Here is a 22,048-nt window from a genome sequence, read left to right on the forward strand (position 1 = left end):
CTGCACGGCTCAATTAATGTTTGCTTTTGGCGAAGACAACGCGTGCCAGAATATTCAGTAACAGCACGCACAGAGTAATAATCAGCACGCCCGCCCAGGCCAGACTTTGCCATTCGGCAAACGGGCTCATGGCGAACTTGAAGATGGTCACCGGCAGGTTGGCCAGCGGCTGCATCATGTCAGTGCTCCAGAACTGATTCGACAGCGAGGTAAACAGCAGCGGAGCCGTTTCCCCGGCAATACGCGCTATCGCGAGCAGCACGCCGGTCAGAATACCGGAGACCGATGCTTTCAGGGTAATGGCCGAAATCATCTTCCATTTCGGCGTTCCCAGCGCGTAGGCCGCTTCGCGCAGGCTGTCCGGGACCAGTTTCAGCATATTTTCAGTGGTGCGGATCACAATCGGGATCTGTAGCAGCGCCAGCGCGATCATCCCCGCCCAGCCGGAAAAGTGCTGCATCTGGGCCACCACCACGGTGTAAACAAACAGCCCAACCACGATCGACGGTGCCGAAAGCAGTATGTCGTTGATAAATCTGATCGTTTCAGCCAGCCAGGACTTACGCCCGTATTCGGCCAGGTAAATGCCAGCCATAATACCAAGCGGCGTACCGACCGCGGTCGCCCAGAAGATCAGCAGTCCGCTGCCCGCCAGGGCATTGGCCAGGCCGCCGCCCGCCGTATTCGGCGGCGGCGTGTTTTCGGTAAACAGTGCCAGCGACATCCCATCCATGCCGCGCGTTACGGTAGAAAACAGGATCCACACCAGCCAGAACAGGCCGAAGGCCATCGTCAGTAATGACAGCGTGAGGGCAATGCGGTTTTTCATCCGCCGCCATGCCTGCATCTTGCGGCGCGAGGCGAGCAGCGCGCTGTGCGCCTGCAGTTCAACGGGGGTCATGAACGCGCTCCTTCACTTTTCGCCAGGCGCAGGATCATCAGTTTGGAACAGGCCAACACGATAAAGGTAATGACAAACAGGATCAGCCCCAGCTCCATCAGCGCGGCGGTATGCACGCCGGACTCGGCTTCAGCAAATTCGTTGGCCAACGCCGAGGTGATGCTGTTGCCAGGCATAAACAGCGAGGCGCTGTCGAGCTGGTAGGTGTTACCGATAATAAAGGTGACGGCCATGGTTTCACCCAGCGCACGCCCCAGCCCCAGCATAATCCCGCCAATCACCCCATTTTTGGTGAACGGCAGGACGATCCGCCAGATAACTTCCCAGGTGGTGCAACCTATGCCGTAGGCCGACTCCTTCATCATGACCGGCGTCTGTTCAAATACGTCACGCATGACCGAAGCGATATAGGGAATAATCATAATCGCCAGGATAATCCCGGCGGCGAGAATGCCGATACCAAAAGCCGGGCCGGAGAACAATGCGCCAACAATTGGCACGTTGGCCAGCACATCGCTAACCGGCTGCTGGAACCAGGTGGCAAACAGCGGAGCAAAGATAAACAGCCCCCACATGCCGTAAACGATGCTGGGGATCGCCGCCAGCAGTTCGATGGCCACGCCCAGCGGACGGCGCAGCCAGCCAGGGGCCAGTTCGGTCAGGAACAGGGCGATGCCAAAACTGACCGGAACGGCGATAAGCAGCGCAATAATGGAGGTCACGACGGTGCCGTAGATTGGCACCAGTGCACCAAACTGTTCGTTCGGCGCATCCCACTCTTTATTCCACAGAAACGAGAAGCCGAATTTATGGATGCTCGGCCATGAGGAGAAAAGCAGGGAAACGATGATGCCACCGAGCAGCAACAGCACAATCAGCGCAGCCAGTTTTACCAGCGCGCTGAAGATGATGTCACCCTGTTTTCCGGGAGCCTTGAATGTCGGCTTGGTTGCAGCCATAGAATTCTCGAGTCGATTACAGCTGATACATCGCGGGCAAGGCTTACCTTGCCCGCACGGATTACCTGCGCCACTTCAGAGGTGGCGTATTAAGCAATTAGTACAACGCGTTACCTGAGCTGTCTTTCACGTTGGATTTCCAGGCGGCGCGGATCTGCTCTACCACTGAATCCGGCAGTGACGCATAGTCGAGAGCCGTCGTGGTTTTGCCGCCGTTTTTGTAACCCCAGTCAAAGAACTTCAGCACCGCTGCGCCTTTCTCTGCATTGGCCTGCTCTTTATGCACCAGGATGAAGGTGGTCGAGGTGATTGGCCACGCATTGTCACCTTTCTGGTAGGTCAGATCCTGGGCAAACGAGGTGCTCCAGTCAGCGCCTTTAGCCGCATCGCTGAAGCTTTTTTCACTTGGTGAAATCGCCTTGCCGTCGGCATCAACCAGCTTGGTGTAAGCAAGGCTGTTCTGCTTCGCATAAGCGTATTCGACATAACCGATTGAGCCCGGCAGACGCTGTACGAACGCGGCCACGCCGTCGTTCCCCTTACCGCCCAGGCCTACCGGCCAGTTCACGGTACTGCCTTTCCCGACTTTGCTGCTCCAGTCTTCGTTCACTTTGGACAGATAGCTGGTAAAGACAAATGACGTACCGGAACCATCAGCGCGGCGCACCACGTTGATATTTGAATCAGGCAGCTTCACGCCAGGGTTAAGTTTGGCAATCGCCGGATCGTTCCATTTCTTGATCGTACCGAGGTAGATATCACCCACGGTTTTACCATCCAGCGTCAGCTCACCAGATTTTATACCGGGGATATTCACCGCCAGCACCACTCCACCGATCACCGTTGGAAACTGGAACAGGCCATTTTTAGCTAAGTCTTCTTCTTTCATCGGGGCATCTGACGCACCGAAGTCGACGGTTTTAGCAATGATTTGCTTCACGCCGCCGGAAGAGCCGATACCCTGATAGTTAACCTGACTGCCCGTGGCGGTGTTGTACTCTGCCGCCCACTTGTTATAAACCGGGGCCGGGAAGGTGCCGCCAGCACCGGTCAGATTAGTCGCCGCCATCGCAGAGGCGGCGCTCAGAGAAAGAGTGAGTGCAACGCATTGAGCCAGAGTTTTGTGCATCGAAGTCATATTCCCTCCACGGGATAATAAAGTCAGGCTGGTTACCGTGTTCGTATGATTAATTATTGCTGCTGAAGGCAAAATAGGACAGTTAGGTGACAGTAAAATGTCGGTAATATGACAGATTTATGACAAGCGACCCCAAGCTTTCCCACCGGCAGTGAGCCTGCGCCCGCGGTTGAGACAGCGTGTTGCCCTGCTGACAAAAATCCTTGCCTATAAAACGTTGCAGCGCCGTCCTTTCCGTCAATGGCCTTAAGCCCAAAAACGCCCTGCGTGCCAACAATGGCTATGATCACCACCACCATCGACTCTCTTATTTAGAGTAGAGTAAATTCTGCCAGGTAAAGGCTCACTTATAGAAATACAGTCCCCCGGCGGGGCGAAAATTCAGTAAAAATAAAGCGTTATTCTTACAGGATTATTTATCCCTCTGTCTTCTTACCGTTGTGGCACAGGCCCAACATCAATAATCCTTTAATACTCCTGCTATTATTCAACCTACTGATAGATATACTGACGCGGAGGCCGGTGACGGTCGTGAAAGACTGAAGCTGAAATGTAGGGTGCTGTAACTCTGGTTTATCAATATTGTACCTATCCGTTGTGGGTGACTAAAAGGCCCGGTTGGCGGCCAGAAAATTTAAGATGCCGGCTTCCTCAGGACCTTAGCAATACTTTCTATCGTTTTGAACGTACATGAGCATCTTATATTCTGGCACTGATAATACGCCTCTTTCGTTTGCCCGGAAATATAACGACTGGTTCTTGTATGTGCAGAGTTATTACAAAATGGACAGCGCATCATAAGCGTCTCTCCGAAAGCCCAGCGCAACGTCGTGCAGTACCGATGATTTCATAATAAAACACCATCCAGTCAATCCTTTTCATTTACCGCCCCTATCATTATTTGTTAAACATCTAAAAGATTTATCATCAGTCTATAGCGAAAAGATGTTTAACTCATGGTACAACAAATTATCCGAACTCTACCTCGTTATTAATAATATACCCACCAACACTTAACAAAAGCCACGTCACGCTCACAAGCGTCAATCCTATGCGTTTGACACAAATATTATGTCTTAAAAACCACACAACATAACAAACGTGATTTCAATAATTAAAAGGTTATTAATATAAGCACCTTCAATGAGAAGGCATTTAAAAAAACTGATGAGGTAATCTATGTCTAACTTTAATTACAAACCCACTCCGTGGACTCGTGCCGATGCGTTGAAAGTGCATTCAGATGATCCAACCACAACTCAACCTCTTGTTGATGTTGCATTTCCAGTAATGAGCGAAGAGGTGTTTATTTGGGATACCATGCCACTGCGTGACTTCGACGGTGATATTGTCTCGGTAAACGGCTGGTGCGTTATATTTACGCTGACGGCGGATCGCAATACGAATAATCCAGATTTCCAGGATGAAAATGGGAACTACGATATTAAGCGTGACTGGGAAGACAGGCACGGCCGTGCACGTATTTGTTATTGGTACTCACGCACCGGTAAAGACTGGATCTTTGGCGGTCGGGTTATGGCTGAAGGTGTCTCACCGACGACTCGTGAATGGGCCGGAACCCCGATCCTTTTAAATGATGAAGGTGATATTGACCTTTATTACACCTGTGTCACTCCTGGTGCAACGATTGCCAAAGTGCGCGGTAAAATTGTGACGTCTGATGAGGGTGTGAGCCTGGAAGGTTTCCAGCATGTTAAATCACTTTTCTCTGCTGATGGTAAAATTTACCAGACGGAAGAACAGAATGCCTACTGGAACTTCCGTGACCCCAGCCCCTTTATCGATAAAAATGATGGCAAATTATATATGCTGTTTGAAGGAAACGTGGCGGGGTCGCGAGGAACGCATGAAATTACCCAGGAAGACATGGGTAGCGTGCCGCCAGGCTATGAAAATGTCGGTGGCGCAAGATATCAGGTTGGCTGTATTGGTCTGGCTGTTGCTAAAGACTTATCGGGCGATGAGTGGGAGATCCTGCCTCCGCTAATCACCGCCGTTGGCGTAAACGATCAGACCGAACGCCCGCACTTTGTCTTCCAGGAGGGTAAATACTATCTGTTCACCATCAGCCATAAGTACACTTTTGCCGACAACCTGACCGGCCCTGATGGCGTGTATGGCTTTGTGAGCAATCAGCTCACCGGCCCATATACCCCGATGAACAGCTCCGGCCTTGTTTTAGGCAATCCTTCCTCACAACCTTTCCAGACCTATTCACATTATGTGATGCCTAATGGATTGGTGACGTCCTTTATTGATAGCGTGCCGTGGGAGGGGGAAAAATTCCGTATTGGCGGTACTGAAGCACCGACCGTGAAAATTCTGTTGAAAGGCGACCGTTCCTTTGTTGTTGATAGCTTTGACTATGGCTATATCCCGGCAATGAAGGACATTATTTTAAAATAACGCGATAAATCGATGTCGGTCAGTTAACGCTGGCTGACATCTTCATCAGAGAGTTATATCAGGCACAGTATCTCTTTACTTCGTTATGATATTTCGTCTTTTTCCGGGAGTTTATATGATGTACTGGTTAAATATTAATGTTTTAGAGGTCGTGAAGTCATGGTGGCGTGGCGACGTTCCCATCGGTGGGGTATTAATGGCTGTTGGCATGGCCATCCTGCGCATGAAATACTCCGGTGAATCTCAAGGGAAAACGATTATAGAAGGGTTATTGTGTGGAGCGTTAACACTCACGACCGTTTCAGCAATGAATTTCTTCCATATTCCACAAAGTATGACGGTGGCTATCGGTGGATTTATTGGGTTTGTTGGCGTGAAAAAAATCAGCAACTACCTGTCTCTGTACCTTAGCTCGCGAATCAACAAAAAGTAAAAATAACGATTTAAACGATGTTATTAGTAGTCCATACCACCGATTGCAGAATTTTCAGCCAGGCCTGAATAGCGCTCCTAAATCCCTTTGGCATCTCCCCCTCCCCGGGTATCATTGACACCTTAAAATCGCAAAAAAAATTGACGGAGATCGGACGCATGGCGCGAGATATTGCCCCCGGATATTGCATTGTAGAACACCCCGGTACGCTGGATTTCCAGGCCAGATTGCTGTTCCGAGGTACGCGTTCGCAGGCTGCCAACCTGTTTATGAAACTGAATGCCGATACGCAGTGGCTGATGCCCGGACAGATACTGATTGTTGCCGATCCGGATGCACCTGCAACAAGCCAAATGCTGCACAGACTGAGACAGGCAAAGCAGAAAACCGATATGGCTTTCGTTGGTGTCGGCACTGAGGAGGCCAGCTTTCTTCAGAAGCATTTCGGCATGATTGCCGGGTTGACCAGCGCTGGAGATCATATCTTCGGTATGGGGGGGATATTGGGGAGAAATACTTTGCCGCGATAGAACAGACGCTGAGAAAAATTGAGGTCAGCTATCAGAACCAGTACCTGACTCAGGGTACGCTTATTAGCCAGCAGTTTTTTGTTGAGCGTAACCAGCTTTTCAACCAGTTAAAAACGCTGGTGAATAAACCCCTGGTGAAGTCACTTATCCGCCATTCGATAAAACTTAAACCCTACGAAGATATGCGCAGGGCATAAAACCTTTCCAGCCGTTCTATTGTTCATGAGTGGTCCACAGTGGGCATCAACGGCATCCCCGGTTATTCTGATTTTGTTGGCAATGCGGCTAAAGCGGCTCGCTTTCTTAAATACGGTGGTTATATCGGCATCGGTTTTTCTTTCGCCGGCACCACGAACGATGTCGTTGATGCGTGCAGTAAAGGAAGAGAAAATGAGTGCGGGAAATTTGCATTTAAGGAGTATACAAAATTCACCTTAAGCACAGCAGCGGGAATTGGTTCTGGAACGGTAGGTGCATCTGCTGGCCTGGCTGCATGTGCTGCCATAGGCATCGTCACAGCAGGAGCAGGCGGTGTAGCATGCGCGGTAGTGGGTTCAATGGCTGGTGGCTACATTGGAAGCAAGGCAGCTGAATTGGGCGTGGATATGATATTTCAAGATTATGGTAAGTAAGATGATTGCTCATTATGGTGCTTTGGTCATTGTCGGTGTCGGTGTAATCTGTTTCATTGCATCGATAATATCGTATGCATTTAACAGAAAAAAATATTACACCTTATTATCACTTTTCCAGAAGGAACATATATTCCCAACGCCTTATTCATTTCATTGTCTTGTTGGTTTTTTTGGAGCCGCGCCCATCGTATACTTTTTCTTAGGTTTAAAAAGAGAAAAAAAGATCCTGTTCGTTAAAATGGATGATAAAGCGTATAGTTTTTTTGATAACAAAAACGTGGAATTAACCAAATGGATGCCAACCTTTTATTATTTATGGAATATCAGCATGGCATGTTGCTCATTTGTTATTATTTGCGGAATAGTTATTAAAATCAAATTAAAATATTTCTTATAATGAGTTTATTATTTCTAAAATACAGTGTCGATACCGATGCTGGCGCAATGCTCTGAAAAAAAGCCCGGTACGCTGTTAAAACAGCCTACCGGGCTTTCCGCGTTAACCGTGGCTTTATCAGCCATGATGCCCGTTAACGATTGACCGTCACTCCACCGTTACCGATTTCGCCAGGTTGCGCGGCTGGTCCACGTCAGTGCCTTTGATCAGCGCCACATGGTAGCTAAGCAGCTGTAGCGGAATGGTGTAGAAGATGGGCGCAATGACCTCTTCCACATGCGGTAGCGGAATAATACGCATCCCGTCACTGTTGGCAAAACCGGCGTCCGCATCGGCGAAGACATACAGCAGACCGCCACGGGCGCGCACCTCTTCGATATTCGACTTCAGCTTTTCCAGCAGTTCATTGTTCGGCGCAATCACAATCACCGGCATATCGGCATCGATCAGCGCCAGCGGGCCGTGTTTCAGCTCACCGGCGGCATAGGCTTCGGCGTGAATATAGGAAATCTCTTTCAGCTTCAGCGCCCCTTCCATCGCGATCGGGTACTGATCGCCACGACCAAGGAACAACGCATGATGTTTGTCAGAGAAATCCTCTGCCAGGGATGCAATCAGCTCATCCTGAGACAGCATCTGCTCAATACGGCTCGGCAGCGCCTGCAGAGAGTGAACAATATCCTGTTCCACCTGCGGATTAACGCCTTTAAGGCGGCCAATTTTTGCCACCAGCATCAGCAATACGGTGAGCTGGGTAGTAAAGGCTTTGGTCGACGCTACGCCGATTTCCGTGCCCGCTTTGGTCATCAGCGCCAGGTCGGATTCACGTACCAGGGAAGAGCCTGCCACATTACAGATAGCCAGCGATCCCAGATAACCCAGCTCTTTCGACAGGCGCAGTGCCGCCAGCGTATCGGCAGTCTCACCAGACTGGGAAAGGGTGATCAGCAGGCTGTTTTTACGAACGGCAGATTTGCGGTAACGGAATTCAGAAGCGATTTCCACGTCACAGGGCACGTTGGCCAGAGATTCAAACCAGTAGCGCGAAACCATACCGGAGTTGTATGAGGTGCCACAGGCGACAATCTGGATATGCTCAACGTTTGCCAGCAGCGAGTCAGCGTTTGCGCCCAGCTCCGAGAGGTCGACTTCTCCGTGGCTGAAACGACCGCTGAGGGTGTTTTTAATCGCCACCGGCTGTTCGTAAATCTCTTTCTGCATATAGTGGCGGTATACGCCTTTATCGCCGGCATCATACTGCGCGTTGGATTCGATTTCGCGGCGCTGCACAACGTCACCGCTGCCATCGACAATAGTCACATCACGACGGGTAATTTGCGCGATATCGCCTTCTTCCAGATAGATAAAGCGGCGCGTCACCGGCAGCAGCGCGACCTGATCCGAAGCGATAAAGTTTTCACCCACGCCACGGCCAATCACCAGCGGACTGCCGGAGCGCGCAGCAACCAGCGTAGACGGGTCACGGCTGTCCAGAATCACCATACCGTACGCACCGCGCAGCTGCGGAATAACGCGCTGCACCACGTCAAGCAGCGAGCCGCCGTTTTGCCGTTCCCAATTCACCAGATGCGCGACCACTTCAGTGTCGGTCTCGGAGGTAAAGGTATAGCCCCGACCGATCATCAGCTCGCGCAGCGGCTCGTGATTTTCAATAATGCCGTTGTGAACAACGATTATGTCGCCGGAAATATGCGGATGGGCATTACTTTCCGATGGCTCTCCGTGCGTGGCCCAGCGCGTGTGCGCAATGCCTGTTCCACCCGCCAGCGCGGTATGTTCCGCTGCGGCAGCCAGGTTGCTCACCTTACCCACACGGCGCAGGCGGGTAGCCTGCCCGTTAGCGTCAACAACGGCCAGACCGGCAGAGTCATAGCCTCGGTATTCCAGACGGCGCAGCCCTTCCAGCAGAATTTCTGCAATATCACGCTGCGCTACAGCACCAACAATTCCACACATAGTAATTTTCCTGACATGATGGCGGATAGGCCATCAGCGTTGTCTTCTGACCTGATTATTCCGGTATATTCCGGTTCCCCGAGCCTTGTAGAGAGTGGGGATTATTTTTATCTTTACTGCGGTTTTCAGGCTGTGGCGAACCACAGCCTGAAGAAGGCTTACTTTTTCTTCTGTGGGCGTTGCCAGCTGGCGTTCAGCTGCTGCTCTTTACGATTATAGACCAGCCCGGCAGCCGGAACGTTGCGCATAATGGTGGTGCCGGCGGCAATGGTCACGCCCGCCGCCACGCTGACCGGCGCGATAAGCTGGGTATCCGAGCCGACAAACACATCATCCCCGATAATCGTTTTCGATTTATTGACGCCGTCGTAGTTACAGGTGATGGTACCGGCACCAATATTAACGTTAGCGCCGATTTCCGCATCGCCAAGATAGCTAAGATGACCGGCTTTGGAGCCTTTACCGAGCCGTGCTTTTTTCATCTCGACAAAGTTACCCACGTGCGCGCCTTCTGCCAGCTCGCTGCCGGGGCGCAGGCGGGCAAATGGCCCAACGCTGCAATCAGGGGCCAGCTGAGCGTCCTCAATCACGCTATAGGGGCTGATGATGCAGTCGTCGGCAATGACGCTGTTTTTGATCACGCAGCCGCTGCCGATTTTCACCCGATTGCCGAGTTTGACGTGGCCTTCAATAATAACGTTGGTATCAATGACCACATCGCGACCGTGTTCCAGGGTGCCGCGTAGGTCGAAGCGTGCCGGGTCTTGTAACATCACCCCGGACAGCAGCAGTTTTTCTGCCTGCTCAGCCTGATAAACACGCTCAAGCGTTGCCAGCTGCAGACGGTTGTTTACCCCGTCAGTTTCAGTGGTGCGCACCGGATGTACTGCCTCAATCTGGCGGCCTTCCTGATGGGCAAGCGCGATAATATCGGTGATGTAGTATTCACCCTGCGCATTGTTGTTGGTCAGTTTGCTGAGCCAGCGCTTCAGGTCCGCGCCACCCGCCAGCAGGATACCGGTGTTGATTTCGCCGATCGCCAGCTGTTCAGGTGCGGCATCCTTCTGCTCAATGATGCCCACCACCCGGCCATTTTCACGAATAATGCGCCCATAGCCGGTTGGATTTGCCAGATTGACCGTCAGCAGGCCGATGCCACCATCAGGTTTCACTGCCTGCAAGCGGCGCAGCGTTTCGCCGGTGATCAACGGCACGTCGCCGTACAGCATCAGAATGTCTTCATCATCAGCAAAATAAGGCGCGGCCTGCTGCATCGCATGCCCCGTTCCCAGCTGCTCCGCCTGTAGCACCCAGTTCAGGGAGCGATCGTCGAGGGCCGTTTTCAGCAGCTCCCCCCCGTGCCCATAAACCAGATTGACGCGCTGCGCATTCAGCTCCCTGGCCGCGTCTATCACGTGCTGCACCATCGGTTTCCCTGCCAGTAAATGCAGCACCTTCGGCAGGTCGGAGTACATGCGGGTTCCTTTGCCAGCGGCAAGGATCACCACGCTCATTGGGCGGTTTGACATAGACATCCTGACTAATCTTTTATGAAATGAAAGTTAAGCGGTTTACCCCGTCAAATACTACATATTTTTCGGAAAAAAACATCTCAAGTCGGCAGCAAACCCTATATTCCCGGCGGAGCTGCGGTTAAGTGTCAGGGTTGCAACGGCCGGAAAATGCGCCAGACAAAAACCATAAAAAAAGCCAGTCAGTTTCCTGACTGGCCTTCTGCAACTTAAACCTGAGTTACATCGCGTTTTTGGTCAACTCGATCACGCGCAGTTTGGCGATCGCTTTAGCCAGTTCCGCAGACGCCACCGCAAAGTCAACATCGCCGTGAGAGCTGTTCATATGCGCTTCGGCTTTGCGCTTCGCTTCCAGAGCGCGAGCTTCGTCAAGATCGCTGCCGCGGATCGCCGTATCAGCCAGCACGGTAACCGCACCGGGCTGCACTTCCAGCACGCCGCCGGAGAGATAAATCACCTCTTCTTCGCCGTGCTGCTTAACGATGCGGATCATACCAGGCTTAATGGCGGTCAGAAGCGGGGCGTGATTCGGGCGAATACCCAACTCACCTTCGCTACCTGATACCTGGATGCTTTGTACAGTGCCGGAGAACATCTGCTCTTCTGCGCTGACAACGTCCAGGTGAAAAGTCATGGCCATAGTTAACCTCCAGGGAAACTATCCCCTGAACCTTCAGGCTGCATCTGCGTTGGCTATCTCGTTAACCCGCATCACCCGTTCGGGAACACGCAGATCCACGCTTTTGCCGCCCTTAATGCAGCCCGAATGATTCAGGGCTGTCTGATTACAGTTTCTTCGCTTTTTCCACGGCTTCTTCGATGGAACCCACCATGTAGAAAGCCTGCTCTGGCAGATGGTCGAACTCGCCGTCCATGATGCCTTTAAAGCCACGGATGGTATCTTTCAGAGACACGTATTTACCTGGAGAACCGGTGAACACTTCTGCCACGAAGAACGGCTGGGACAGGAAGCGCTGCATCTTACGCGAGCGTGCTACCACCAGTTTGTCTTCTTCTGACAGCTCGTCCATCCCCAGGATAGCGATGATATCTTTCAGTTCCTGATAACGCTGCAGCAGTGACTGAACGCCACGCGCAGTGTCATAGTGTTCCTGACCGACAACCAGCGGATCCAGCTGACGGCTGGTGGAATCCAGCGGGTCAACGGCCGGGTAGATACCCAGAGACGCGATCTGACGGCTCAGTACCACGGTTGCATCTAAGTGCGCAAAGGTGGTGGCTGGTGACGGGTCAGTCAAGTCATCCGCAGGAACGTAAACCGCCTGTACGGAGGTGATTGAACCGGTTTTGGTTGAGGTGATACGTTCCTGCAGAACGCCCATCTCTTCCGCCAGCGTTGGCTGATAACCTACCGCAGAAGGCATACGCCCCAGCAGAGCGGAGACTTCAGTACCGGCCAGGGTGTAACGATAGATGTTATCGATAAACAGCAGTACGTCACGACCTTCGTCACGGAACTTCTCTGCCATGGTCAGACCGGTCAGCGCAACGCGCAGACGGTTACCCGGCGGCTCGTTCATCTGGCCATAGACCAGAGAAACTTTGTCGATAACGTTGGAGTCGGTCATCTCGTGGTAGAAGTCGTTACCTTCACGGGTACGCTCACCAACACCGGCAAATACCGAGAAGCCAGAGTGCTCAGCCGCAATGTTACGGATCAGCTCCATCATGTTGACGGTTTTACCTACGCCCGCACCACCGAACAAGCCGACTTTACCGCCCTTAGCGAACGGACACATCAGGTCGATAACCTTGATGCCGGTTTCCAGCAGGTCCTGAGAGTTCGACTGATCTTCGTAAGAAGGCGCAGAGCGGTGAATCGCCCAGCGTTCTTCTTCGCCGATGTCGCCTTTCATATCGATTGGCTCACCCAGCACGTTCATGATACGGCCCAGTGTTGCCGTACCTACCGGTACTTCGATTGGGTGCTGAAGGTCAACGGTTTCCAGACCGCGCTTAAGGCCGTCTGAGGAACCCATAGCGATGGTACGAACCACGCCACCGCCCAGCTGCTGCTGAACTTCCAGCACCAGACGAGCATCACCATTTTTAACCTCAAGGGCGCTGTACACTTGTGGTACTGCGTCCTGAGGGAACTCGACGTCAACCACGGCGCCGATTACCTGGACAATCTTTCCAGTAGCCATCTTGAATCCTCTACCTAATTCATTTCTACCCGACGTTTATGAAGCCGCAGCGGGGTTAGCGGTACCCGATCACCTGAATGACTTACCAGGCCAACGCATTGTTACTCGCCCCTTTACCGCCAGCTTCATCGCCTGAGCAGTACCTGGTTAAACCGCGGAGGCCCCCGAGACGATCTCGGTAAGTTCCTGGGTGATGCTGGCCTGACGAGCCTTGTTGTATACCAACTGCAGCTCTTTGATCAGGTTTCCGCCGTTATCGGTTGCGGCTTTCATCGCCACCATTCGCGCGGCCTGCTCGCTGGCCAGGTTTTCAACAACACCCTGGTAAACCTGAGACTCGACGTAGCGACGCAGTAACGTGTCCAGCAGCGCTTTCGGATCGGGTTCATACAGATAGTCCCAGGTACTCTTCTTCACAACGCCTTCCGCATCATCTGCTGGCGGTAACGGCAGCAGCTGTACGATCTGTGGAGACTGAGACATGGTGTTGATAAATTTGTTGCTGACAATGTACAGCTTGTCGATTCGGCCTTCATCGTATGCCTGAAGCATCACTTTGACCGGGCCAATCAGGTCGGACAGGGCAGGTTTATCACCCATGCCGCTTGCCTGAGCAACCACGTTACCACCGACTGAACTGAAGAATGATAAACCTTTGGAACCAATAATCGCCAGATCGCTCTCGACGCCTTTATCAGCCCAGGCTTTCATATCCGCCAGCACTCTTTTGAACAGGTTAATGTTCAAACCACCACAAAGCCCGCGGTCGGTAGATACGACCAGATAGCCAACGCGCTTAACGTCACGCTCATCCAGGTAAGGGTGCTTGTACTCCAGATTACCTAACGCAATGTGACCAATCACTTTGCGCATGGTCTCTGCATAAGGACGGCTGGCCGCCATACGTTCCTGCGATTTACGCATTTTGGAGGCGGCGACCATTTCCATCGCTTTGGTGATCTTTTGCGTGTTTTGCACGCTGCCGATCTTACTACGTATCTCTTTTGCGCCGGCCATAAGCTTCTCCTCAAAGCCTTGCGGCCTGCCCCCGAAGGGACAAGCCGCCAGACATTACCAGGACTGGGTTGCTTTAAACGTTTCGAGGAGGCCTTTCAGCTTCTCTTCGATTTCGCCGTTATAGTTACCAGACTGGTTGATATCAGCCATCAGCTCTGCATGATCGCGATCCGCATAAGCCAGCAGTGCCGCTTCAAAGCTACCGATTTTCGCCAGTTCGACGTCATTCAGGAAGCCACGCTCGGCGGCAAACAGCACCAGACCCTGTTGCGCTACGGACATCGGCGCATACTGTTTCTGTTTCAGCAGCTCGGTCACTTTCTGACCGTGGCTCAGCTGTTTACGGGTTGCTTCATCCAGATCGGAAGCGAACTGAGAGAACGCGGCCAGTTCACGATACTGTGCCAGCGCGGTACGAATACCACCGGACAGTTTCTTGATGATCTTGGTCTGAGCAGCACCGCCCACACGAGAAACGGAGATACCCGGGTTAACCGCCGGACGAATACCGGAGTTAAACAGGTTGGTTTCCAGGAAGATCTGACCATCGGTAATCGAGATTACGTTGGTTGGAACGAACGCAGAAACGTCACCCGCCTGGGTTTCGATGATCGGCAGCGCGGTCAGTGAACCGGTTTTACCTTTGACTTCACCGTTGGTGAAACGCTCAACATAGTCGGCGCTCACGCGGGAAGCACGCTCCAGCAGACGGGAGTGGAGGTAGAACACGTCGCCTGGGAAGGCTTCACGGCCCGGTGGACGGCGCAGCAGCAGAGAAACCTGACGGTAAGCAACAGCCTGTTTGGACAGGTCATCGTATACGATCAGCGCGTCTTCACCACGGTCACGGAAGTATTCGCCCATCGCACAACCGGCATAAGGAGCCAGGTATTGCAGCGCGGCAGACTCAGAGGCAGTAGCAACCACGACGATGGTGTTAGCCAGCGCGTTGTGTTCTTCCAGCTTGCGTACCACGTTAGCGATGGTAGAGGCTTTCTGACCGATGGCCACGTACACACATTTGATGCCGGAATCGCGCTGGTTGATGATCGCATCGATCGCCATCGCGGTTTTACCGGTCTGACGGTCACCGATGATCAGCTCACGCTGGCCACGGCCGATTGGGATCATCGCATCAACGGATTTGTAGCCGGTCTGTACCGGCTGGTCAACAGACTGCCTGTCGATAACGCCGGGTGCAATCACTTCGATCGGTGAGAAACCGTCGTTGTCGATAGCGCCTTTACCGTCGATAGGTGCACCCAGGGTGTTCACCACGCGGCCCAGCAGGCCACGGCCAACCGGAACTTCGAGGATACGGCCAGTACACTTCACCGTCATGCCTTCGGCGAGATCGGCGTAGGGGCCCATCACCACGGCACCGACGGAGTCGCGCTCCAGGTTCAGGGCGATAGCGTAACGGTTGCCCGGCAGGGCAATCATCTCACCCTGCATCACATCGGCCAGGCCGTGTACGCGGATGATGCCGTCACTTACAGAAACGATAGTACCTTCGTTGTGAGCTTCGCTCACTACATTGAACTGAGCAATGCGCTGCTTGATCAGTTCGCTGATTTCGGTGGAATTCAGTTGCATATGCTCCAGTCCCCTTAAGACTGCAAGACGTCTGCGAGGCGTTCAAGACGACCGCGTACGCTGCCGTCAATGACCATATCACCCGCACGGATGATTACGCCTGCCATTACAGACTTATCAATTTTGCAATTCAGCTTAACTTTGCGTGACAGACGTTTTTCCATCGCGGCGCTGATTTTAGTCAGCTGTTCGTCACTCAGTGTTGTGGAAGAGATAACCTCAACCTCTGCGGTCGCATCATGTGCGGCACGCAGTTGGATGAACTGTTCCAGAACAGCGGTAAGCGTGGGTAAACGTCCGTTTTCAGCCATCACCTTAATCAGGTTCTGACCGGCTTCGTCGAGTTGGTCACCACAAATCGCGATGAATGTTTCAGACAACGCTTCCGGCGCCAGTGCGCCGGAAAGGAGATCTGTCATCTGTTCATTGCTTGCCACCGAGGCGGCAAACGCCAGCATCTGCTGCCAGCGATCGACACTTTGATGCTCAACAGCAAAGTCAAAAGCTGCTTTGGCGTAGGGGCGAGCTACAGTAGTAAATTCAGACATCAGCCCCTCCCTCCTTACAGTTCAGCGACCAGTTTATCTACGATGTCGCTGTTAGCAGCTTCATCCACGGAACGTTCAATGATTTTCTCGGCGCCGGCAACAGCCAGCATCGCGACCTGCTTGCGCAACTCTTCACGTGCACGTTTGCGTTCGGCATCAATTTCAGCCTGCGCCTGGGTGACGATCTTGTTACGTTCTTGCTCAGCCTCTGCCTTAGCGTCGTCCAGAATTTGAGCGCGGCGTTTGTTCGCCTGCTCAATGATGACCTGGGCGTCGTCTTTGGCTTTTTTCAGCTGATCGGTCGCACTCGCCTGCGCGAGATCCAAATCTTTCTTGGCACGTTCAGCGGAAGCAAGGCCGTCGGCAACTTCTTTCTGGCGCTTTTCGATAGCAGCCATAAGCGGCGGCCATACGTACTTCATGCAGAACGCTACAAACAGGATGAACGCGATAGCCTGGCCGAGGATTGTTGCGTTAATGTTCACAGCACAATGCCTCTTGTTAAGTTAACTTTTTCTGCCGCTGTAACTTACGGCGGCAGAAGCCGTCCATCGCATCTGCTAACGCAGCGCGATGAACAATCGGTTATTTCGCGACAGCAAACATCACGTACAGACCCAGACCAACAGCGATCATTGGGATTGCATCCACCAGCCCCATTACAACAAAGAACTGCGTACGCAGCAGAGGGATCAGATCCGGCTGGCGCGCGGCGCCTTCCAGGAATTTACCTCCGAGGATGCCGATACCGATCGCAGCACCGATTGCCGCCAGGCCCATCATCACAGCGGCAGCCATGTACAGCAGATCCATATTCAGGTTTTCCATGACAGTCTCCAGTTTGTTTCAGTTAAAACGCAGTAGTGTTGAGAAAAATATCAATGTTCTTCAGATGCCATCGACAGATAGACAATCGTTAAGACCATGAAAATGAAAGCCTGTAGCGAAATGATCAGGATGTGGAAAATGGCCCAAGGCACACTCAGAATCCACTGTGACCACCACGGCAACAGACCGGCAATCAGGATAAAAATCAATTCACCCGCATACATATTTCCGAACAGTCGCAGACCCAGAGAAACCGGTTTGGACAGCAGGCTCACGCCTTCCAGAATCAGGTTGATCGGGATGAAAATCGGGTGATTGAAGGGTTGCAGTGTCAGCTCTTTACTAAAGCCGCCAATGCCTTTCATCTTGATGCTGTAAAACAGAATCAAAACAAATACGCCAAGCGCCATCGACAGCGTGATATTCACGTCAGCAGAAGGCACCACACGCAACGCTGGCAGTCCAAGGAAGTGCTCGCCGATATACGGCAGCAGATCGATTGGCAGCAGGTCCATGAAGTTCATCAGGAACACCCAGACGAAAATCGTCAGAGCCAGCGGAGCGATAACTTTGCTTTTGCCATGGTACATATCGCGCACGTTGTTATCGACAAAACCGATAACCAGCTCGATAGCGGCCTGTAATTTACCCGGCACACCGCTGGTTGCTGATTTCGCGACCTGGCGAAACAGCACCAGGAACACCAGTCCCAGTACCACAGAGAAAAACATGGAGTCGATATTTAATACCCAGAACGTCGCCGGAGCGTCGTGCGGATTCACTAGCTCGAAGGTACGCAGATCAAGCTGAAGGTTATTCAGATGATGACCTATGTATTCTTGCGGCGTAGAGATTTCTCCTGCAGCCATGATGCCTCTTACCCTTTGTTGTTAATTACAGCCGGAGCGACGATTTGCACCATCAGCACCGATAACCAGGCCAGTCCCAGCGGCGTAAACACCGCTTTAAACACACCCAGCGCCACGATAAGAACGAGAACAGTAACAATCACCTTTAGCGCCTCACCTAGCGCGAAAGTCCAGGCAAGCCGGCCCGTTACTTCATGCCCCGCCTGGTGACGCCAGGCAAAAATCATAAACAACACGTTTGGCAACCAGGCCGCCAGTCCACCAGCAAAGGCAGATACACCCCAGGTCAAATCCTTAAAAGAAAACAGCGTACCGATTACGACGAAGGTCACCAGCTGTAACAACAGCACGGTCCGGGCAAATTTCACTTTGTAAAGAGACACTGACATGATGTTGAAACTCTCCTGCCCGGCTTGGGGTATGCCACGTGTCGCATTAAATTGTCTTAGCTCATTTGAGTAAGCCAGCAAAAACCGTGCAAATTATACGGGGCGCACCTGTGATTTCAATCGATAAGTAGTGAAAAGGTGAACAATTATTTAAATTTCTTTCTGACGGCCTGTTTTCCAAAAGCTTGAACAGCGGCAATATGTGATTTTTTTTCTGCAACTCGCGACATTCCTTGCGCATAAAGCGTGCCCAAGATCACAAATCCGCAATATTAAGAGGGATTAATGAACAGCAATATCGCGATAAACTCTCTTCATACTTTTAAAAAACCCATATAAATCAGATAATTATGATTATTTTTTATGAAAAGGCCCTTCTGTTTCGATTAAAAGCGCCTGTTGACTTCTGTAGCAACTATTTAACAAGGTGATATCCGTTACTTGTGACAGATTAATTACGGATTTATATTTCCATTCGTGACTATAAGCGAGCGAAAGCGCTTAAAAAAATAAGTAAAATATTAAGCTAATGTAAAAATATGGTTAAATGTAACAGAAAAGTTCAAATAATTTCTGCTGGGGAGTAAATTCTGAGAGTCATTTCACAACCGGATTTTTTCTCAAAAAATGTCCCCTCTCTTTAAGAGGAAAAAATCGCTTAAAAAGAAGTGGTCAAACAGGCCCTTCAGCACCCTGTAACCGGCTAAAAGGCCATGATCAATCGTTCTTAAATCCGTCAGTGGCGAGCAATGACCACCAGGTGACGCTCACCTTCCAACTGTGGAACAATGAGCGGGCTGATATTTTCGACTCTGAAACCGGCCGGTAGCGCCGCGATTTCTTCCTCCGGCAGCACGCCTTTTAAGGCATAAAATCGTCCCTGCTGGCCCGGTAAATGGTGGCACCAGCTGACCATATCATTGAGTGAGGCAAATGCGCGGCTGATCACACCGTCAAACGGCGGTTCGCCCGCAAACTCCTCTACCCTGCTTTGTACCGGCGTGATGTTGTCCAGTTTCAGCTCGTGCTGGACCTGTTTCAGGAAGCGTACGCGCTTGCCCAGGCTATCCAGCAGGGTGAAGTGCGCCCCAGGGCGCACGATGGCCAGCGGTACGCCCGGCAGGCCCGGCCCGGTGCCAACGTCAATAAAACGCTCGCCGATCAGGTGTGGCTCCACCACAATGCTGTCGAGAATATGCCTTACCAGCATCTGCTGCGGATCGCGCACAGAGGTCAGGTTGTAGGCTTTATTCCACTTGTGCAGCATCTCCACATAGCCGACCAGCTGCTGTTTCTGTCGATCGGACAGGGAAATTCCTGCGGTTTTAAGTAATGCCGAAAGTTGATTAATCATGCACTTTTACGCAACAGGCCCTGTTTTTTAAGGTAAATAAGCAGAATCGAGATCGCCGCAGGCGTAATCCCCGAAATACGCGAAGCCTGACCAATAGAACTCGGCTTACTGTCGTTGAGCTTAGCGATCGACTCGTTGGAAAGTCCGCTAACCTGCTGATAGTCAAGATCGGTCGGCAGCAGGGTATTTTCATTGCGCAGCTGTCTGTCGATCTCTTCCTGCTGACGGGCAATGTAGCCCTCATACTTAACCTGGATCTCAACCTGCTCTGCCGCCTGGGTATCGGCCAGAGCAGGAGCGAAATGGGTTAGCGTCATCAGCTGCTGATAGGTCATTTCAGGTCGGCGCAGCAGGTCTTCACCGCTGGCTTCTTTGGTCAGGGCAGCGCTGATGACGGCGTTCACTTCAGCCACGCATTCTGATTTAGGATGTACCCAGATCTCACGCAGGCGCTGACGCTCCTGTTCAATGCTTTCCAGCTTCTCATTGAAGCGCGCCCAGCGGGCATCATCAACCAGGCCCAGCTCGCGCCCCGCCTCGGTTAAGCGCAGATCGGCATTGTCTTCACGCAGCATCAGACGATATTCAGCACGTGAGGTGAACATGCGGTACGGCTCTTTGGTACCCAGAGTACAGAGGTCGTCCACCAGCACGCCAAGATAAGCCTGGTCACGCCGTGGTGCCCAGCTCTCTTTATCTGCCGAAAGCCGACCGGCATTCAGACCGGCTAACAGGCCCTGCGCCGCAGCCTCTTCGTAACCGGTGGTGCCGTTTATCTGTCCGGCAAAGAACAGGCCCTGGATATATTTGCTTTCCAGCGTGGGCTTAAGATCGCGCGGATCGAAGAAATCATATTCGATGGCGTAGCCAGGCCGAATAATTTTTGCATTTTCCATGCCGTGCATGGAACGGACAATCTGCATTTGTACATCAAACGGCAGGCTGGTGGAGATGCCGTTTGGATAAATTTCGTTGCTGGTCAGTCCTTCTGGCTCCAGGAAGATCTGGTGTGCGTTACGATCGGCAAAGCGCATCACTTTGTCTTCGATCGATGGGCAGTAGCGGGGGCCGATCCCCTCAATTACGCCAGCATACATCGGGCTGCGATCGAGGTTATTGCGGATCACCTCATGGGTTTTTTCATTGGTGTAGGTGATATAGCAAGGCACCTGACGTGGATGCTGGCTGACATCGCCCATGAATGAGAACACCGGCAAGGGGGTATCACCATGCTGAGGGGCCAGCACGCTGAAATCGATCGTGCGGGCATCAATGCGCGGAGGCGTTCCGGTTTTCAGACGACCTACGCGCAGCGGCAGTTCACGCAGACGGCGCGACAGCGGAATGGATGGCGGATCGCCTGCGCGGCCTCCGCTGTAGTTATCCATGCCGATATGAATTTTGCCGTCGAGGAAGGTTCCCACGGTCAGCACCACGGCTTTTGCACGGAACTTCAGACCCATCTGGGTGACTGCGCCAACGACACGATCGTTCTCCACCAGCAGATCTTCAACCGCCTGTTGGAAGATCATCAGGTTCGGCTGGTTCTCCAGGGCGGTACGAACGGCCTGACGGTATAACACGCGGTCGGCCTGAGCACGGGTGGCACGAACGGCAGGCCCCTTGCTGGCGTTTAGTATCCTAAACTGAATACCTGCCTGGTCAATGGCATGACCCATTAGCCCGCCCAGTGCATCCACTTCTTTAACCAGATGTCCTTTCCCGATGCCGCCAATCGCCGGGTTGCAGGACATTTGTCCCAGCGTATCGATGTTATGGGTTAATAACAGGGTTTGTTGACCCATACGGGCAGCGGCCATAGCGGCTTCTGTCCCCGCATGACCACCACCGATCACGATGACGTCAAAAGGATCTGGATAAAACATGGTACTGCACCTCGCGGCTTGTGCGAATTAAGGGATGTTGCTGAGGGCGTGGATTCTACTCAACTTTAGACGATGGGGAAAGCACCGGGATCTTCGTGTATTAAAAAGAAGATCTTTTTTATTTAGAGATCTCTTTATTAGATCTTCTATTAGGATCGACGATCTCTGTGGATAAGCCCTTTTTCTCAATCATGATCAGATCGTTAGTGACGATCACTAACTGTGAACGATCGGTGATCCTGTACCGTATAAGCTGGGATCAAAATGGCATGTTATGCACAGGCTCAGTCCAGGTACCAAGTTGTTCTTGGGATAACAACCGGTTTTCACCCGGTAGTTAGCCATGTTATCCACAGATAATGGGATAAAAAACCTGCAAAAAAGAGCGAAATTTACAAAACTCATCGCTGTAAAAGGGGATTTAGCGGATCGGAAAGACGATCGCAGACCGATCCTCACCCTGT

General features: G+C 52.1%; 19 protein-coding genes and 1 pseudogene. 3 read left to right on the forward strand and 17 right to left on the reverse strand.

The features are described from left to right. Positions 1-13: 13 nt before the first annotated feature. The 4 genes from pstA to ETA_RS19525 all read right to left on the reverse strand — a co-directional run bounded on the left by pstA (position 14) and on the right by ETA_RS19525 (position 3,797). The gene (gene pstA, locus ETA_RS18500) at positions 14-901 is read right to left on the reverse strand and encodes a phosphate ABC transporter permease PstA (protein ID WP_012443129.1); all 888 of its coding nucleotides are present in this window, start codon (positions 899-901) and stop codon (positions 14-16) included. After that, on the reverse strand, positions 898-1,860 hold the full coding sequence (gene pstC, locus ETA_RS18505; protein ID WP_012443130.1) for a phosphate ABC transporter permease PstC: 963 nt from the start codon (positions 1,858-1,860) through the stop codon (positions 898-900). Before pstC ends, pstA begins: the two co-directional genes overlap by 4 nt. A gap of 97 nt (positions 1,861-1,957) precedes the next feature. Beyond that, a complete protein-coding gene (gene pstS, locus ETA_RS18510; RefSeq protein WP_012443131.1) occupies positions 1,958-2,998 on the reverse strand; it encodes a phosphate ABC transporter substrate-binding protein PstS in 1,041 nt (346 codons plus the stop codon). 634 nt (positions 2,999-3,632) lie between these two features. Further along, the gene (locus ETA_RS19525; protein WP_012443132.1) at positions 3,633-3,797 is read right to left on the reverse strand and encodes an ogr/Delta-like zinc finger family protein; all 165 of its coding nucleotides are present in this window, start codon (positions 3,795-3,797) and stop codon (positions 3,633-3,635) included. 380 nt (positions 3,798-4,177) lie between these two features. Here ETA_RS19525 and ETA_RS18520 point away from each other — a divergent pair, with 380 nt between their 5' ends. The 3 genes and pseudogenes from ETA_RS18520 (at position 4,178) to ETA_RS18530 (ending at position 7,020) form a co-directional block, all read left to right on the forward strand. Then, positions 4,178-5,425, forward strand: coding sequence for a glycoside hydrolase family 68 protein (locus tag ETA_RS18520; protein WP_012443133.1), 1,248 nt, complete (start codon positions 4,178-4,180; stop codon positions 5,423-5,425). 115 nt (positions 5,426-5,540) lie between these two features. After that, complete coding sequence (locus ETA_RS18525; RefSeq protein WP_042959224.1) at positions 5,541-5,858, forward strand: phage holin, lambda family; 318 nt, start codon at positions 5,541-5,543, stop codon at positions 5,856-5,858. A 158-nt stretch (positions 5,859-6,016) separates the two neighbouring features. Further along, a pseudogene (locus ETA_RS18530) lies at positions 6,017-7,020 on the forward strand (hypothetical protein). A 547-nt stretch (positions 7,021-7,567) separates the two neighbouring features. Here the strand turns inward: ETA_RS18530 and glmS are convergent. From glmS to mnmG, 13 genes are all read right to left on the reverse strand, one after another. Next, the gene (gene glmS, locus ETA_RS18540) at positions 7,568-9,397 is read right to left on the reverse strand and encodes a glutamine--fructose-6-phosphate transaminase (isomerizing) (RefSeq protein WP_012443138.1); all 1,830 of its coding nucleotides are present in this window, start codon (positions 9,395-9,397) and stop codon (positions 7,568-7,570) included. A 158-nt stretch (positions 9,398-9,555) separates the two neighbouring features. Beyond that, complete coding sequence (glmU, locus tag ETA_RS18545) at positions 9,556-10,926, reverse strand: bifunctional UDP-N-acetylglucosamine diphosphorylase/glucosamine-1-phosphate N-acetyltransferase GlmU (protein ID WP_012443139.1); 1,371 nt, start codon at positions 10,924-10,926, stop codon at positions 9,556-9,558. 223 nt (positions 10,927-11,149) lie between these two features. Continuing rightward, positions 11,150-11,569, reverse strand: coding sequence for a F0F1 ATP synthase subunit epsilon (locus ETA_RS18550; protein ID WP_012443140.1), 420 nt, complete (start codon positions 11,567-11,569; stop codon positions 11,150-11,152). A gap of 145 nt (positions 11,570-11,714) precedes the next feature. Then, complete coding sequence (atpD, locus tag ETA_RS18555) at positions 11,715-13,097, reverse strand: F0F1 ATP synthase subunit beta (protein ID WP_012443141.1); 1,383 nt, start codon at positions 13,095-13,097, stop codon at positions 11,715-11,717. 147 nt (positions 13,098-13,244) lie between these two features. Continuing rightward, positions 13,245-14,114, reverse strand: coding sequence for a F0F1 ATP synthase subunit gamma (gene atpG, locus ETA_RS18560; RefSeq protein ID WP_012443142.1), 870 nt, complete (start codon positions 14,112-14,114; stop codon positions 13,245-13,247). A 54-nt stretch (positions 14,115-14,168) separates the two neighbouring features. Continuing rightward, positions 14,169-15,710, reverse strand: coding sequence for a F0F1 ATP synthase subunit alpha (gene atpA, locus ETA_RS18565; RefSeq protein ID WP_012443143.1), 1,542 nt, complete (start codon positions 15,708-15,710; stop codon positions 14,169-14,171). Positions 15,711-15,724: 14 nt separating this feature from the next. Continuing rightward, positions 15,725-16,258: a F0F1 ATP synthase subunit delta gene (gene atpH, locus ETA_RS18570; protein ID WP_012443144.1), complete on the reverse strand. Its 534-nt coding sequence runs from the start codon at positions 16,256-16,258 to the stop codon at positions 15,725-15,727. Positions 16,259-16,272: 14 nt separating this feature from the next. Continuing rightward, the gene (gene atpF, locus ETA_RS18575) at positions 16,273-16,743 is read right to left on the reverse strand and encodes a F0F1 ATP synthase subunit B (protein WP_012443145.1); all 471 of its coding nucleotides are present in this window, start codon (positions 16,741-16,743) and stop codon (positions 16,273-16,275) included. A 100-nt stretch (positions 16,744-16,843) separates the two neighbouring features. Next, on the reverse strand, positions 16,844-17,086 hold the full coding sequence (gene atpE, locus ETA_RS18580) for a F0F1 ATP synthase subunit C (protein ID WP_012443146.1): 243 nt from the start codon (positions 17,084-17,086) through the stop codon (positions 16,844-16,846). A gap of 50 nt (positions 17,087-17,136) precedes the next feature. Beyond that, positions 17,137-17,955, reverse strand: a complete 819-nt coding sequence (gene atpB, locus ETA_RS18585) for a F0F1 ATP synthase subunit A (RefSeq protein ID WP_012443147.1) — start codon at positions 17,953-17,955, stop codon at positions 17,137-17,139. 8 nt (positions 17,956-17,963) lie between these two features. Next, positions 17,964-18,344, reverse strand: a complete 381-nt coding sequence (atpI, locus tag ETA_RS18590) for a F0F1 ATP synthase subunit I (RefSeq protein ID WP_012443148.1) — start codon at positions 18,342-18,344, stop codon at positions 17,964-17,966. A gap of 736 nt (positions 18,345-19,080) precedes the next feature. After that, positions 19,081-19,698, reverse strand: coding sequence for a 16S rRNA (guanine(527)-N(7))-methyltransferase RsmG (rsmG, locus tag ETA_RS18595; RefSeq protein WP_012443149.1), 618 nt, complete (start codon positions 19,696-19,698; stop codon positions 19,081-19,083). Continuing rightward, on the reverse strand, positions 19,695-21,584 hold the full coding sequence (mnmG, locus tag ETA_RS18600; protein ID WP_012443150.1) for a tRNA uridine-5-carboxymethylaminomethyl(34) synthesis enzyme MnmG: 1,890 nt from the start codon (positions 21,582-21,584) through the stop codon (positions 19,695-19,697). Before mnmG ends, rsmG begins: the two co-directional genes overlap by 4 nt. Positions 21,585-22,048 lie beyond the last annotated feature (464 nt).

The organism is Erwinia tasmaniensis Et1/99 (assembly GCF_000026185.1).
GTDB lineage: Bacteria > Pseudomonadota > Gammaproteobacteria > Enterobacterales > Enterobacteriaceae > Erwinia > Erwinia tasmaniensis.